The 12,942-nt window shown below is 56.7% G+C and carries 13 protein-coding genes; all 13 read right to left on the bottom strand.

Translation table 11 applies throughout. The features are described 5' to 3' along the window. Positions 1-7: 7 nt before the first annotated feature. The 13 genes from ftsH to TH3_RS07170 all read right to left on the bottom strand — a co-directional run bounded on the left by ftsH (position 8) and on the right by TH3_RS07170 (position 12,828). Positions 8-1,951 carry an ATP-dependent zinc metalloprotease FtsH gene (gene ftsH, locus TH3_RS07235; protein WP_007092129.1) on the bottom strand — a complete coding sequence of 648 codons (1,944 nt, stop codon included), beginning with the start codon at positions 1,949-1,951 and terminating at the stop codon, positions 8-10. Between the two features lie 86 nt (positions 1,952-2,037). Continuing rightward, positions 2,038-3,510 (bottom strand): tRNA lysidine(34) synthetase TilS, encoded by a 1,473-nt coding sequence (gene tilS, locus TH3_RS22325; protein ID WP_007092130.1) that lies wholly within the window; start codon positions 3,508-3,510, stop codon positions 2,038-2,040. 10 nt (positions 3,511-3,520) lie between these two features. Further along, positions 3,521-4,681, bottom strand: a complete 1,161-nt coding sequence (gene ybgF / locus TH3_RS07225) for a tol-pal system protein YbgF (RefSeq protein WP_233421851.1) — start codon at positions 4,679-4,681, stop codon at positions 3,521-3,523. 382 nt (positions 4,682-5,063) lie between these two features. Further along, entirely contained in the window at positions 5,064-5,561 is a 498-nt protein-coding gene (gene pal / locus TH3_RS07215; protein ID WP_007092132.1) for a peptidoglycan-associated lipoprotein Pal, read from the bottom strand. A 129-nt stretch (positions 5,562-5,690) separates the two neighbouring features. Then, entirely contained in the window at positions 5,691-7,061 is a 1,371-nt protein-coding gene (tolB, locus tag TH3_RS07210) for a Tol-Pal system beta propeller repeat protein TolB (RefSeq protein ID WP_007092133.1), read from the bottom strand. A 49-nt stretch (positions 7,062-7,110) separates the two neighbouring features. Beyond that, on the bottom strand, positions 7,111-8,055 hold the full coding sequence (locus TH3_RS07205) for an energy transducer TonB (protein WP_007092134.1): 945 nt from the start codon (positions 8,053-8,055) through the stop codon (positions 7,111-7,113). A gap of 6 nt (positions 8,056-8,061) precedes the next feature. Then, entirely contained in the window at positions 8,062-8,517 is a 456-nt protein-coding gene (gene tolR, locus TH3_RS07200) for a protein TolR (protein ID WP_007092135.1), read from the bottom strand. A gap of 1 nt (position 8,518) precedes the next feature. Continuing rightward, positions 8,519-9,250 (bottom strand): protein TolQ, encoded by a 732-nt coding sequence (tolQ, locus tag TH3_RS07195; protein WP_007092136.1) that lies wholly within the window; start codon positions 9,248-9,250, stop codon positions 8,519-8,521. A 7-nt stretch (positions 9,251-9,257) separates the two neighbouring features. Next, a complete protein-coding gene (locus tag TH3_RS07190; RefSeq protein ID WP_007092137.1) occupies positions 9,258-9,719 on the bottom strand; it encodes a YbgC/FadM family acyl-CoA thioesterase in 462 nt (153 codons plus the stop codon). Further along, the gene (gene ruvB / locus TH3_RS07185) at positions 9,716-10,792 is read right to left on the bottom strand and encodes a Holliday junction branch migration DNA helicase RuvB (RefSeq protein WP_007092138.1); all 1,077 of its coding nucleotides are present in this window, start codon (positions 10,790-10,792) and stop codon (positions 9,716-9,718) included. The genes TH3_RS07190 and ruvB overlap by 4 nt, the downstream gene beginning before the upstream one ends. Then, entirely contained in the window at positions 10,789-11,487 is a 699-nt protein-coding gene (gene ruvA / locus TH3_RS07180) for a Holliday junction branch migration protein RuvA (protein ID WP_007092139.1), read from the bottom strand. The genes ruvB and ruvA overlap by 4 nt, the downstream gene beginning before the upstream one ends. Continuing rightward, positions 11,484-12,002: a crossover junction endodeoxyribonuclease RuvC gene (gene ruvC / locus TH3_RS07175; protein ID WP_007092140.1), complete on the bottom strand. Its 519-nt coding sequence runs from the start codon at positions 12,000-12,002 to the stop codon at positions 11,484-11,486. The genes ruvA and ruvC overlap by 4 nt, the downstream gene beginning before the upstream one ends. A gap of 79 nt (positions 12,003-12,081) precedes the next feature. After that, entirely contained in the window at positions 12,082-12,828 is a 747-nt protein-coding gene (locus tag TH3_RS07170) for a YebC/PmpR family DNA-binding transcriptional regulator (RefSeq protein WP_007092141.1), read from the bottom strand. Positions 12,829-12,942 lie beyond the last annotated feature (114 nt).

Genomic DNA, 12,942 nt, shown 5'->3' with positions numbered 1-12,942 from the left:
CTTTCAGTTAGCTGCCCGGCTGTGGCTCCGGGGACAAATCCCCGCCACCTTCACCCGGGTTTTCCTTGCGCGCACCACCGGTGGTCGGAACCGTCGAACGGCGTCCGCCGCCCGCGTCCTTGCCACCACCATTGGAATGGCCCGCACGGTTGATTTCCTCACCGCGCAGAAGCGCATCGATTTCCTTGCCCGACAGGGTTTCGTATTCCAGAAGCCCCTTGGCAAGAACATGCAGATCGTCAAGATGCTCGGTCAGAACCCGCTTGGCGAAAACATAGGCCTCGTCAGAATAACGACGGACTTCCTCATCGATCAGCTGGGCTGTTTTTTCCGAAACATTCTTATGCTGGGCAACGCTGTGACCCAGGAACACTTCTTCCTGATTATCCACATATTTGACATTGCCAAGCTTGTCCGAAAAGCCCCATTCGGTCACCATCTTGCGCGCATACTGCGTCACCATGTTGATGTCCGAAGATGCACCCGTGGTGACCTTGTCCTTGCCAAAGATGATTTCCTCGGCAACGCGGCCACCCATGGCAACCGCCAGGTCGGAAATCAGCTGTTCGTAGGATTTGGAAACCTGATCGCGTTCCGGCAGGCGCATCACCATACCCAGCGCACGACCGCGCGGAATGATGGTTGCCTTGTGGATCGGATCGGATGCCGGGGTATGCAGCGCGACAAGCGCATGACCACCTTCGTGATAAGCCGTCAGCTTCTTCTCGTCGTCGGTCATGATCATGGAACGGCGTTCCGCCCCCATCATCACCTTGTCCTTGGCGTTTTCAAAATCGGCCATGGTGACGACACGCTTGCCAAGACGGGCGGCAAGAAGCGCTGCCTCGTTGACAAGGTTTGCCAGATCCGCCCCCGAGAAGCCCGGCGTGCCACGCGCAACAGTGCGCAGGTCAACATCCGGTCCCAGCGGAACCTTGCGGGCGTGAACACCAAGAATACGTTCACGACCTTCAAGATCGGGGTTCGGCACAACAACCTGACGGTCAAAACGGCCGGGGCGCAGCAATGCCGGGTCCAGAACATCCGGACGGTTGGTTGCTGCCACAAGGATAACACCCTCGTTGGCCTCAAAACCGTCCATCTCGACCAGAAGCTGGTTCAGGGTCTGTTCGCGTTCATCGTTTCCGCCGCCAAGACCGGCACCACGATGGCGGCCAACGGCGTCGATTTCATCGATGAAGATGATGCAGGGCGCGTTCTTTTTGCCCTGTTCGAACATGTCACGCACACGCGATGCACCGACACCAACAAACATTTCCACGAAATCGGAACCCGAAATCGTAAAGAACGGCACATTGGCTTCACCGGCAATCGCACGTGCCAGAAGCGTCTTACCAGTACCCGGAGGTCCTACAAGAAGCATGCCTTTGGGAATTTTACCGCCAAGGCGCTGGAATTTCTGCGGATCGCGCAGGAAGTCGACGACTTCTTCAAGCTCGCCCTTGGCTTCCTCGATCCCGGCCACGTCTTCAAAGGTCACACGACCGGATTTCTCGGTCAGCATCTTGGCCTTTGATTTGCCAAAGCCCATGGCCTTGCCGCCGCCGCCCTGCATCTGACGCATGAAGAAAATCCACACACCAATAATCAGCAGCATCGGGAACCAGCTGATCAGCGCGCTCATAAGCGGCGACAGGCTTTCTTCCGGCTGGGCAATAATACGAACGCCCTTGTCGTTCAGACGTTCGACAAGGCTCGGATAATCAGGGGTATAAACACTAACGGTCCGGTTATCGCGGGTTTGCGCTGTAAGAGTGTTGCCCTGGATCGTAACTTCTGAAATCTGGCCGCTGTCAACTTCGGCCAGGAAGTCCGAAAACGCCAGCGTTGACTGGCCGCTCCGTCCTGATGGCGACTGAAACAGGTTAAACAAAGCCACCAAAAGGATGGCTATGATAACCCACAGTGCGAGATTTTTTCCCATATTCATTCCAAGCTACTGATCGCAATTTGTGTTCGCCATGACGCGCAATCGCCCTGCGCACGGCCTGACCATCAGATAATGATAAGGTACCTTTACGCAAGTAGGACGTCGGGTTTCGGCGACGATTTAAACCCACTTTCCCACAAAGGTGTCGGGGGTGCAAACCGCCATCGCATGCCGATTGCGTTTTCTACCCCCATCGGGGCCGTGCGGCAACCGGCGGCGGATAATACGTCGGAAATGCCTGAAACCTCAAGCCCGCCAACGGAAAGCAGAACTTCTTTATCATAAAGTGCGGGTATGGATGCAAGGGCCGCGCGCGGCAAATGATCAACAAATGGCGCGATTTTGCCAATGGCGGCCCGAAAGGCGCGCGTGTGAAACGCATCACAAGCCGACAGCGGCGCAATCACAAACCGCCCCAAATCACCGTAATCCGCGGTTGCCCCCGCGCCATGATCTGCGAAAAACAGCTCGAACCGATTGTCCCAACGCTGTCCGAAACCATCGCGCATCAAATCGGCATCAATGCGAACCGGATGGGCATCCACGCGCCCGATCTCTCGATAAACCAGCAAAATGCCCCCCCGGCGATGCAACACGCATCCCCCCAGACTGACCCGCGCATCTTCCTTCTCGTTGATTTGCAACAGGGCCGCCGTCAACGCGCCCAGTGCCGGCATATAATTTTCTCCGCCAACCACCCGGACAATATGCCCAAGGGCATAGCGTGCGGTTACTTCATCACCGCCGACATCCCGCCAGTTCGAATAATCGATACGCGCAATACCGCAATTTGCAATCTGCACTGCCGATGCCAGAAGATCGGCAATCCGGTATTCCGCGGTCTGGCGTGTATCGGCAGCGCTTTGAACCGTCTCTTTTTTCGGGCCGTCCATCATCGGGTTGTGTCTGATGCGCACGCGCTCAAAACGGACATTGCGGTTGGACGGGTCTTCGATCCAGTCCTGCTGGCGGGTCCGGAGCGTTGCAATCAGATCAACCTTGGCCACGGGCAGCAAAGGCCGCAACACTCTGGCATTGCGCAGATAACGCCGCGCCGCCATCCCGGCCCGGCCGATCACGCCACTCTCGCGCTGTTGCCGCATCACAAGCGTTTCATGCTGATCATCGCGATGATGGGCGACCAAAAGGTGCAGGATGTCCATTTCCCCCAACGCGCGGTCCAGCAGGTCATAGCGGGCCTTGCGCGCCGCTTCCTGAATGCCACTTTGCGGTTTGGCCCCGTCCCAGCACAGAATACGATGATCAATGCCATGTTTTCGAAGCTGCTCCCCAACCCGGATCGCTTCCTCTGCCGCCTCCGCACGCAGGCCGTGATCAACCGTGATGGCGGTCAATTCGCCGCCCTTTGACCCGCACCATTCATGCGCCAGTAACGCCAACGCCATGCTGTCCGCGCCCCCCGAAACCGCCACGGCAATTTTCGGCCGATCTTCAAACGGGCCAAAAACATTCATCAGGCGTGAAAAGACAACGGCGTCCAATGGGGTTCCATCGGACGCCGGATCGGGATTGATCATATTTTCCGGTTGGTCTGCCATCAGACTGCCATCAGGAACAGCCGCGGTTCTTGCGTTCCTGACGGGCACGGTCAAGCACGACCGCCGACGCATTCGGGAAGTTTGAAATCAGATGGCCAAACGTCGTGCAGGCATCGTCCTTCTTGCCCAGATTGCCAAGCGACATGCCAAGTTTAAGCAGGTTATCGGCCGCCTTGCTGCTATCGGGATAGGTCTGGAAACCTTCGGTAAACGCGACAGCCGCCTGATCATACTGTTCGCGAACATAAAACGTTTCGCCAAGCCAGTATTGCGCATTCCCGGCCAATGCATTGTCCGGATGGCTTTTGACAAACGCGGCAAGGGCGGTTTCCGCCGCCGCAAAGTTCTGTTTGCGCAAAAGATCAAAAGCATAACGATACTGTTCTTCCGGTGTCCCGGCCGGAAGGGCACCACTGCCACCAGATGCGGCCGCGGCAGGTGCCTGCCTACCTGCCCCTGTATTGGATGGGCCGGACGGAACAGAGGGCGGCGAACCTTCATTCTCGATCACACCGAACAATTGGGTGCCACGGTCATCAACCCGTTGCCCCGTACCGGCGGTATTTGGTTGGGCATTCGATGCGCTCGCACCGTTTGCCGCGGCCCCGGCCGCTGCCGACGGGGCAACAGCACCGGTCTGCGTGCCACCAGCATTGGCGCCGCCTTCAAGTTGACTAAGGCGGAAATCAACATCGGAAACCAGACGATCAAGGCGATCTTCAATCTTGCGAATGCGGAAGTCGAATTCTTCGATCTGGCCGGTAAGCTGGGTCACCGCGCGTTCGATCTCGTTGATCTGAACCTGCTGGCGCGCCGCGGCCGGACTTCCATCACTTGAACCACCATCGGCAACACCACCCGAAGGAACACCCTCGCGGTAAACATAACGCTGCAACAGATCAAGATCCTTGCGCAGTTGTTCGACCTGACGGGTCATGTTGGATTCTTGCGCCCGTACCGGTGCACCGCCAGGAACAGTCATCCCCAGCAGCGCCGCGACGGCAAACACCGACAAATAGCCGACCGGGCGACGGCGCAGCGCCCCCTGTTTTCCCCCAACGGTTGGTGAATGCGCCGCCGCGGAAATCTGGTGCGGCAGGGCGTCATTGCGATAACCGGTTTTCGGGCCAACTCGGATCATTTTCGGGTCCTTCGTCGTAATTTCGAACATCACATTCCCAGTATCATCAAGGAACATCCAGGGTCAGAACCCCTTAATTTGGTTGCGATGGTCAATCAGATTTGTGCGGATACGCGAAGCAAAATCGCAGGAAGATATATATCTTTCAAGGTTTTGCGACAAAGTAGCCCCTGCAAATCTGATTGATCCGAAGGACAGGTGTTATATTTGCGAAATCCAAGGAAAAGCCAGCGGTGCGGGTTGGCATCCCGGACGAGGGATTTGACGTCGGAGTTCGCAAATATAACACCTGCCATTCCAATCAAATTAGGGGGTTCTGACCCTATGTTGCAACATTTTCAGGCGGCAAAAATAAGGCGCCTGTCCCTTTCGGAACAGGCGCCTTGAAATTCAGGCTTTCACCTGCACGCGCTTAACGGATAACCGAAACAGAGCGGCGGTTTTTAGCCCAGCTTTCTTCGTCGTGGCCAAGCGCGACCGGACGTTCTTTACCATAAGAAATGGTTTCGACACGTGACGGATCGATGCCAAGCGCAACGAGGTAATCTTTCACGGAGTTCGCGCGACGCTCACCCAGTGCAAGGTTGTATTCACGGGTACCGCGTTCGTCGGCATGGCCTTCGACAACCACTTTGTACTGCGGGTATTTTTTCAGCCAGGCAGACTGAAGTTCCAGCGTACGGCGTGCTTCGCCCGACAGGTCATATTTGTCGAAGCCAAAGAATACGCGATCGCCAACATTAACCGCGAACCATTCCGGGCTGCTTTCCGAAAGCGTGCTCGAAGTGGAAGACGGCTGATTGGTGGTCGAAACACCTTCGCCAGCAGAAGTTGCCGAGCTGTCAGGTGCGGTTTCACAGGCAGCCAGAAGTGCGGCAGCAGCAAAAACACTCAGAATCCGAAGTTTCATTTAAGTTTTCCCCTTAACACCGGACGCATTCGCCCGATTGTGGTGTTTTCCATGTCTCGCGACACCGAAAATGCCCGCGATTAATGCGAATCGCATTCAGTGCTTCGCGATGACTATACTCTTGAGATATCAGGGAATCAAGGGTGACCATGCCGGATCCGATCCATCCGCCGGTGTCACGATCTCACGTTCGTTAAAACCGGTCAAATCGATCGAATACAGACGATAGCGATCCTTGGTCCCGTCCCTGGACGGGTGCTGGCGGTGATACATCAACACTCTTCCGTTCGGTGCCCATGTCGGGCCTTCGACAAGGAAGCCCTCGGCCAAAAGCCGCTCTCCACTGCCATCTGGACGCATGACACCGATATAGAACCGACCTCCTTGTGACTTGGTGAATGCGATCAGGTCACCGCGTGGCGACCAGACCGGTGTGGCATAAAGACCACCACCGAAACTGATGCGCTGGACACCGCTTCCATCCGCATTCATCACGTAAAGTTGCTGTGATCCGCTACGGTCCGAGTTGAACGTAATTCGCGAACCATCAGGAGAATATGACGGCGATGTATCAACTGCAGGATGCCGCGTCAACTGGCGTTTTTCGCGCGTACGCAGATCCAGCTGGTAGATTTCACTATTGCCGTCCAAAGCCTGGGACATCACCACGGAATTGCCGTCTGGGGCAAAACGCGGGGCAAAGGTCATGCCCGGGAAATCGCCAAGCAATTCAAGCTCGCCGGTATCGATATCCAGAACATAGACACGTGGTTTATCGTTGAAGTACGACATATAAACCACTTCCTGGGCCGTCGGAGAAAAACGCGGGTTCAGAACAAGAAACTTGCCGTCCGACAGGAAACGGTGGTTCGCACCGTCCTGATCCATGATGGCCAGCCGCTTGACGCGTTTATCGCCCGGGCCCGATTCGGAGACATAAACGATACGGGTATCGAAATAACCCGATTCCCCGGTAATGCGTTTATAGATCTCGTCGGCAATCTTGTGTGCGATACGCCGCCAGTTGTTCGGCTGGGTGCGATAGGCCACCCCTGCCATCTGGTTTTCAGCCAGAACATCCCAAAGGCGGAATTCGACACGCAGAAGCCCGTTCGGTTCGGTAACAACCCGGCCATTGACAAGTGCCTGCGCATTGATCGCGCGCCACTCGGCAAAGTTCGGATTGACCGCCAGCGAACTGGCACTCTGGATAAAGGCTTTTTCGTCAATTGGCGCAAACAGACCCGATCGCGCCAGATCGGCACTGATCACCGACGTGATGTTCTGACCGACTTCGGTTTCCGAAACACCTTCACCCGGGAAACGGGTAACGGCAATCGGCATCGGTTTGACTTCACCCCGGGTGATGTCGATACGGAGTTCGGCATGCGCCGGTGCCGAGGGTACAACGGCCAGGCCAGCGACAACGGCAAGGGCACACAGTCCGGCCAGACTGCGTGTAACCCAATCTCGTTTTGATGCGTTGGTCTTGATGGTCATCCTGCCTCGCTATTTTCCACGCGTTTTGAGGGACTTATGATTTTATTCATTACAGGCCCAGCATTTCACGCATGTCAAAATTGAACGTGAATGTGCGCCACATTTCGTATTTATCCAGCGGCAGTTTTAGAGGACTGCATTGCGGATTTAGCACAGCTCGAAGAGCACTTTCTGCAATCGTACGGCGAGAAGGATCACCTCCAATCTCCCCGGAGTTGCTGATTTGTGCCTTTTGTACTGTTCCGTCTGGCCTTGCAACAACATGTATTTCGACCGCAAAGTTCCCGGCTTCCTTGGCTCCGGCCGGTGGGCTCCAGCAGCGTTCGATCTGTCTTTTGACGGCGTCAAGCTCGCTCATAGTCAAACGCGCGTCCAGACGGGTCGCAACCACCTCGCTTGCATTGTCTTCGGGCGTATCTTCCGGTGTATCCTGTGGTGTCGGCTGTGCGCTCGGTTCGGTTTTGCGCACATCCTTCAGAATATCGGCAAGTGTCCGCTTCGGCTCCGGGTCGGGCTGTTTCTTCGGTTCCGGCTTTGGCTCTGGCTTTTTTGCCTCAACCGGCTTTGGTTTCGGCTTTTCCGGGGTCGGGGTCGGTTCCTTCTTCACTTCCGGTTTCGGAACGGGTTTGGGTTCCGGTTTCGGCTGTGGTTTGGGCTCGACCTTCGGCTCCGGTTTCGGCTCAGGCTTCGGTTCCGGTTTGGGCTCTGGCTTTGGCGCAGGCTTGGGTTCCGGTTTCGGGGTCGGTTTGGGTTCCGGCTTCGGAACCGGCTTTGGCTCTGGCTTTGCAACCGGTTTCGGTTTCGGCTTTTCTTCGGCTTTCGGCTTTGGCAGCGCCTTGGTCGGAGCAGCCGAGAATTCATCGACTGTCACCACCTCGACCGAAATCGATTGCAGTTCCAGCGGCGTTTCCTCGAACAGTTCCGGCAAGCCTAACCAGGCAATCAGAAAGATCACCAAGTGGGCTGCCAGAGAAATCAGAACACTGCGAAACATGTCGGTTTACTTGCCCTTTGCGGGCAGCTCCGCGATCAGCGCAACTTTGCTAAACCCGGCCTCGTTGATCAGGCCCATGACTTCCATTACACGGCCATAATCAATTGCCCGGTCACCGCGCACGAAAATACGGGTATCGCGTTTATTCTCGGTAATGGCCGAAAGCTTTTCGACCAGCGTGTCCTGGGCGACTTCACTGTCCATGATATAAAGGGTGCCATCCCCCGTGACCGACACGACAAGTGGTTCGTCCTGACCGGTCATCGGGGCGGCCGATGTTTCCGGCAGGTCCACTTCGACACCGACCGTCATCAAAGGTGCCGCCACCATGAAAATCACCAGCAGAACAAGCATCACGTCAACCATCGGGGTGACGTTGATGTCGCTCATGGCGCGGCGGCGGTTGCTGCGGCGACCGCGGCGGCGTCCTCCGCCGGATCCGGATGCGAGTTGAGCGCCCATATCAGTCTCTCGCGTCGTCAAGCTGGCGTGACAGGATCGACGTGAACTCGTCAACAAACGCTTCAAGGCGATTGCCATACCGGTTCAGGTCACTGGAAATCTTGTTATAGGCCACCACCGCCGGAATTGCCGCGACAAGGCCCATCGCCGTTGCAAGCAGTGCCTCGGCAATCCCCGGTGCGACAACCGCAAGCGACGTGTTTTTCGAGGCCGCAATCGCCTGGAAGGAAACCATGATCCCCCAGACCGTCCCGAACAGGCCGACAAACGGTGCGGTCGAACCAACAGACGCAAGGAAGGTCATATAACGTTCAACCCGGTCCATTTCACGGCCCAGCGTGATTTCCATCGACCGTTCCAGGCGCTGCTGAAGGCGGGCGCGCATTGTTTCGCCCTTGACCCCGCGCGCGTTCGAACGACGCCATTCGCGCATTGCCGAAACGAAAATCGCCGACATCGGATCGCGCGGCTGATCAGCAATTCGGTCATACAGGTCTTCAAGCGACCCGCCCGACCAGAAGGCTTCTTCAAATGTGTTTGCCTGGGCGCGCAATTTGCGCAACCGGATCAGCTTTTCAATGACAATTGCCCAGACCCAAACCGATGCCAGCATCAGCCCGATCATCACCGTTTTGACGACAATCCCGGCCTGCATGAACAGACCCCACATGGACATGTCATGGGCCATGACCGACTGCCCCAGCGTTACCGCGTCGACCACCTGATTTTCCATATTCTCTTCAGTCCTCGTTCACATCCAGATAGGTTGCGTAAGCCGTTCTCAATTCATCGGGCAGCCGTTGCGCCCGTAACTCTTGCAGCGACATGCAGGCGAGATATATCTCGATAACCACGAGCACCTCGTCATCCCGCATGATCTTCTGTTCGAATCCCAGCGACGCGCCCCCCAGTTTGATCAGGCGAGTATCCACAATCAGCCTGTCTTCCAACCGGGCCGCCCGGCGAAAATCGAGCGTACAGTGTCGAACGGCTATGGCAACTTTGTGGCGCTCTGCAACGCTACTATTGCTAAAGCCCAACAGGTTAAGCATCGCTGAACGTGCCCGCTCGGCAAAGGCGAGATAGTTGGCGTGATATACAATTCCACCTGCATCGGTATCCTCGTAAAACACCATTAACGGGAAAATATGTCGCTTGCCCTCGATATGACCGAGCAGGCTGTTTTCACGCTTATCCGTCATTCCTCTGTCCCGTCTGCGGCCTTGGTCGCGCGCTGGTCAAACAGGTCCGCCAACGGCACACCATTGCCTTCGCGCGGCGGCACCAGCCCCAGATGCTTGTATCCCTTGATGCCCAGCATCCGGCCCCGCGGGGTGCGCTGTATCAATCCTTGCTGCAACAGATACGGTTCGATCACGTCTTCAATCGTGTCGCGTTCTTCCGACAGGGCGGCAGCCAGCGTATCAACTCCAACTGGCCCGCCGCCGTAATTCCCGGCAATACAGTTCAGATAACGCCGGTCCTGGCTATCAAGGCCAAGGTTATCGACCTCAAGCCGTGTTAGCGCCGCATCGGCGATGAATTTATCGACGGGCGATTTTCCGGCAACCACCGCAAAATCACGCACCCGGCGTAACAACCTCCCGGCAATACGTGGTGTTCCCCGTGACCGGCGGGCAATTTCCATCGCCCCTTCACGCGTCATATCGAAACTCAGCAACCGCGCACCGCGCGCCACGATCTCGACCAGCTCTTCGGGCTCATAGAATCGCAACCGCAACGGAATGCCAAACCGGTCACGAAGCGGCGTGGTCAGAAGCCCCGACCGTGTCGTTGCCCCGACAAGCGTAAAGGGCGGCAGATCAATCCGCACCGAACGTGCAGCCGGTCCCTCGCCGATGATCAGATCAAGCTGGAAATCTTCCATCGCCGGATACAGGATTTCCTCGACCGCCGGGTTCAGGCGATGGATTTCATCAATAAACAGAACATCGCGCGGCTGAAGATTGGTCAGAAGGGCAGCAAGATCACCGGCCTTGGCAATCACCGGGCCGGACGTCGCCCGGAAACCGACGCCAAGCTCGCTGGCAACAATCTGCGACAGTGTCGTTTTCCCCAAGCCCGGAGGCCCGAAAAACAGTACATGGTCCATGGCCTCTTCGCGGCCTCGCGCAGCCTGAATGAACACATCAAGATTTTCGCGCACTTCTTTCTGGCCGGTAAAATCGTCCAGCCGACGCGGGCGCAAAGAGCCGTCCTGATAATCCTCTTCGCGGCGTTCCCCGCTAAGCAAACGGTCTTCTTCCTCGCTCACGCGCTAAGCTCCTTCAATCCCAGACGGATCAGGGTATCAAGTGTCTTGTCCTCACCGGCCTGCTGGGCGGCCTTGCCAACCGCGCCAAATGCCTCGGACCGGCCATAGCCCAGATTAACCAGCGCTGAAACCGCATCGGCCAGAACCGCGCCATCATCGACAACCGGCGCGGCATCGGCTGTGTCGATACTCACATCAGCAACCGGTTTGGCCGATTTTGCAGATTTTTTTGACGAAGTTGCGGCGGGCGGTGCCACGGGTGCCGCCGGGGCCGCAACCGGGCCAAGGTTAAGGCGCGACGCCTTGTCTTTCAGTTCACCCACAACACGGGTCGCCACCTTCGGGCCAATCCCCGGCGCCCGGCAAAGGGCCGTGGTATCCTGCGCGGCAATCGCACGCAAAAGATCGGTCGGGCTTAAAACCGACAAAAGGGCCAGCGCAACCTTGGCCCCAACCCCCTGAACCGTCGTCAAAAGGGCAAACCACTGCTTTTCGGCGTTATCGGCAAAACCATAAAGATGAATGTGATCTTCGCGGACATGGGTTTCGATCATCAAGCCCGCCTCGCCGCCTTTTGGCGGCAGCATGGTCAATGTTCTGCGCGATGCAAAAACAAGGTATCCGACCCCGTTCACATCGATGATGACACTGTCCTCGCCAATGAAATCGACAATTCCGCGAAGTTTTGCGATCACCTGTATTTTCTCCCCGGTCCGGATGTTATCCCCGCAAGCGCGCGGGTTCCGGCATGTTGTGCATGACAAATCGCAACCGCCAGTGCATCGGCCGCATCTGCGCCATGGATCTGACATCCCGGCAGCAGGGTGGATACCATCATTTCAACCTGCTGCTTGGCCGCATGCCCCGCACCCACCACCGTCTTTTTGACGGCATTGGGTGTATATTCCGTTACCGGAATGCCACAACGTGCCGGCGCAAGCAGCGCAACACCGCGCGCCTGCCCCAGTTTAAGCGTCGAAACAGGGTTTTTGTTAACGAAGGTTTCCTCGACCGCGGCCTCATCGGGCGTCCAGGCCGCAATCACCTCCATAAGCCCGCTATGAAGCTGATCAAGCCGTTCCGCCAGCGATAGCGACTGTGTCGAGGTCACGACACCATTGGCAACATGACGCATCCGGTTGTCTGTAAGGTCGATCACCCCCCAGCCCGTGCGTTGAAGACCGGGATCGATACCGAGAACCCTGACCACGTCGCCTCACCTTATTATCATAAGCAAAATAAAATACGCCCGTCATTCAAAAGGGAATGACGGGCGTAAGCAAGCGTAATCAGTTATCAAGCGCAGCAGCGATCTCGTCGGTCCAGTTAACGTTGGTCCAGACATTCTGGACATCATCGTTATCTTCAAGCGCATCAACAAGCTTCATGATGCTCTGTGCCTGATCGATGCTGATGTCGGCTTCGGTCACCGCGCGGAAGACAAGCTTCGCACTTTCCGGATCCCCGAACTTCTCGGTCAGCGCTTCACGCACATTGTTAAGCTCTTCGATCTCGGTTTCGATGACGTGGCTCTCATCATCCGATTCCACGTTTGCAGCCCCCGCTTCAAGGGCGGCCTCAAACATTTCATCCGCACCGGCCTTGTCCGCCGGATAAACGATTTCACCAAGACGGTTGAACATGAAGCCGACCGAACCGGTTTCACCAAGGTTTCCACCGCTTTTGGCGAATGCGGCACGCACTTCGGATGCGGTACGGTTGCGGTTATCCGTAAGCGCCTCGACGATCACGGCAACACCGGCCGTCCCGTAGCCCTCGTAACGGACCTCTTCATAATTGTCGCCCTCGCCTGCACCGGTCGCCTTTTTAATCGCGCGATCAATGTTGTCTTTGGGCATGTTCTGAACACGCGCGGCGGCAATCGCTGCACGCAGACGCGGGTTGCTGTTGATATCATCACTGATTTTCGCCGAAACCGTGATTTCACGGGCGAGTTTGGTGAAGATTTTGGCGCGCTTTTTATCCTGCGCGCCTTTGCGGTGCATGATGTTCTTAAATTGGGAATGGCCGGCCATAACCTGAAACCTGTATTCTTTTCGTGTTGTCGATCAGTGCAAATCGGGCACCGGCCGGTAACTGCGGGATCTTCCCGGGCAGACCGGTCTCGCGATGATTGCGCGCCAGTCCGG

The sequence above is a fragment of the Thalassospira xiamenensis M-5 = DSM 17429 genome (genome assembly GCF_000300235.2).
GTDB classification, from domain to species: domain Bacteria; phylum Pseudomonadota; class Alphaproteobacteria; order Rhodospirillales; family Thalassospiraceae; genus Thalassospira; species Thalassospira xiamenensis.
Note: the sequence above shows the minus strand (reverse complement) of the source record. Positions and strands in the feature narration are given on the sequence as shown.

Bases quoted from the DNA above. Each gene is read 5' to 3' on its own strand.
- ftsH (WP_007092129.1), bottom strand. From the start codon at position 1,951: ATGAATATGGGAAAAAATCTCGCACTGTGGGTTATCATAGCCATCCTT.
- tilS (WP_007092130.1), bottom strand. From the start codon at position 3,510: ATGGCAGACCAACCGGAAAATATGATCAATCCCGATCCGGCGTCCGAT.
- ybgF (WP_233421851.1), bottom strand. From the start codon at position 4,681: ATGTTCGAAATTACGACGAAGGACCCGAAAATGATCCGAGTTGGCCCG.
- pal (WP_007092132.1), bottom strand. From the start codon at position 5,561: ATGAAACTTCGGATTCTGAGTGTTTTTGCTGCTGCCGCACTTCTGGCT.
- tolB (WP_007092133.1), bottom strand. From the start codon at position 7,061: ATGACCATCAAGACCAACGCATCAAAACGAGATTGGGTTACACGCAGT.
- TH3_RS07205 (WP_007092134.1), bottom strand. From the start codon at position 8,055: ATGTTTCGCAGTGTTCTGATTTCTCTGGCAGCCCACTTGGTGATCTTT.
- tolR (WP_007092135.1), bottom strand. From the start codon at position 8,517: ATGGGCGCTCAACTCGCATCCGGATCCGGCGGAGGACGCCGCCGCGGT.
- tolQ (WP_007092136.1), bottom strand. From the start codon at position 9,250: ATGGAAAATCAGGTGGTCGACGCGGTAACGCTGGGGCAGTCGGTCATG.
- TH3_RS07190 (WP_007092137.1), bottom strand. From the start codon at position 9,719: ATGACGGATAAGCGTGAAAACAGCCTGCTCGGTCATATCGAGGGCAAG.
- TH3_RS07170 (WP_007092141.1), bottom strand. From the start codon at position 12,828: ATGGCCGGCCATTCCCAATTTAAGAACATCATGCACCGCAAAGGCGCG.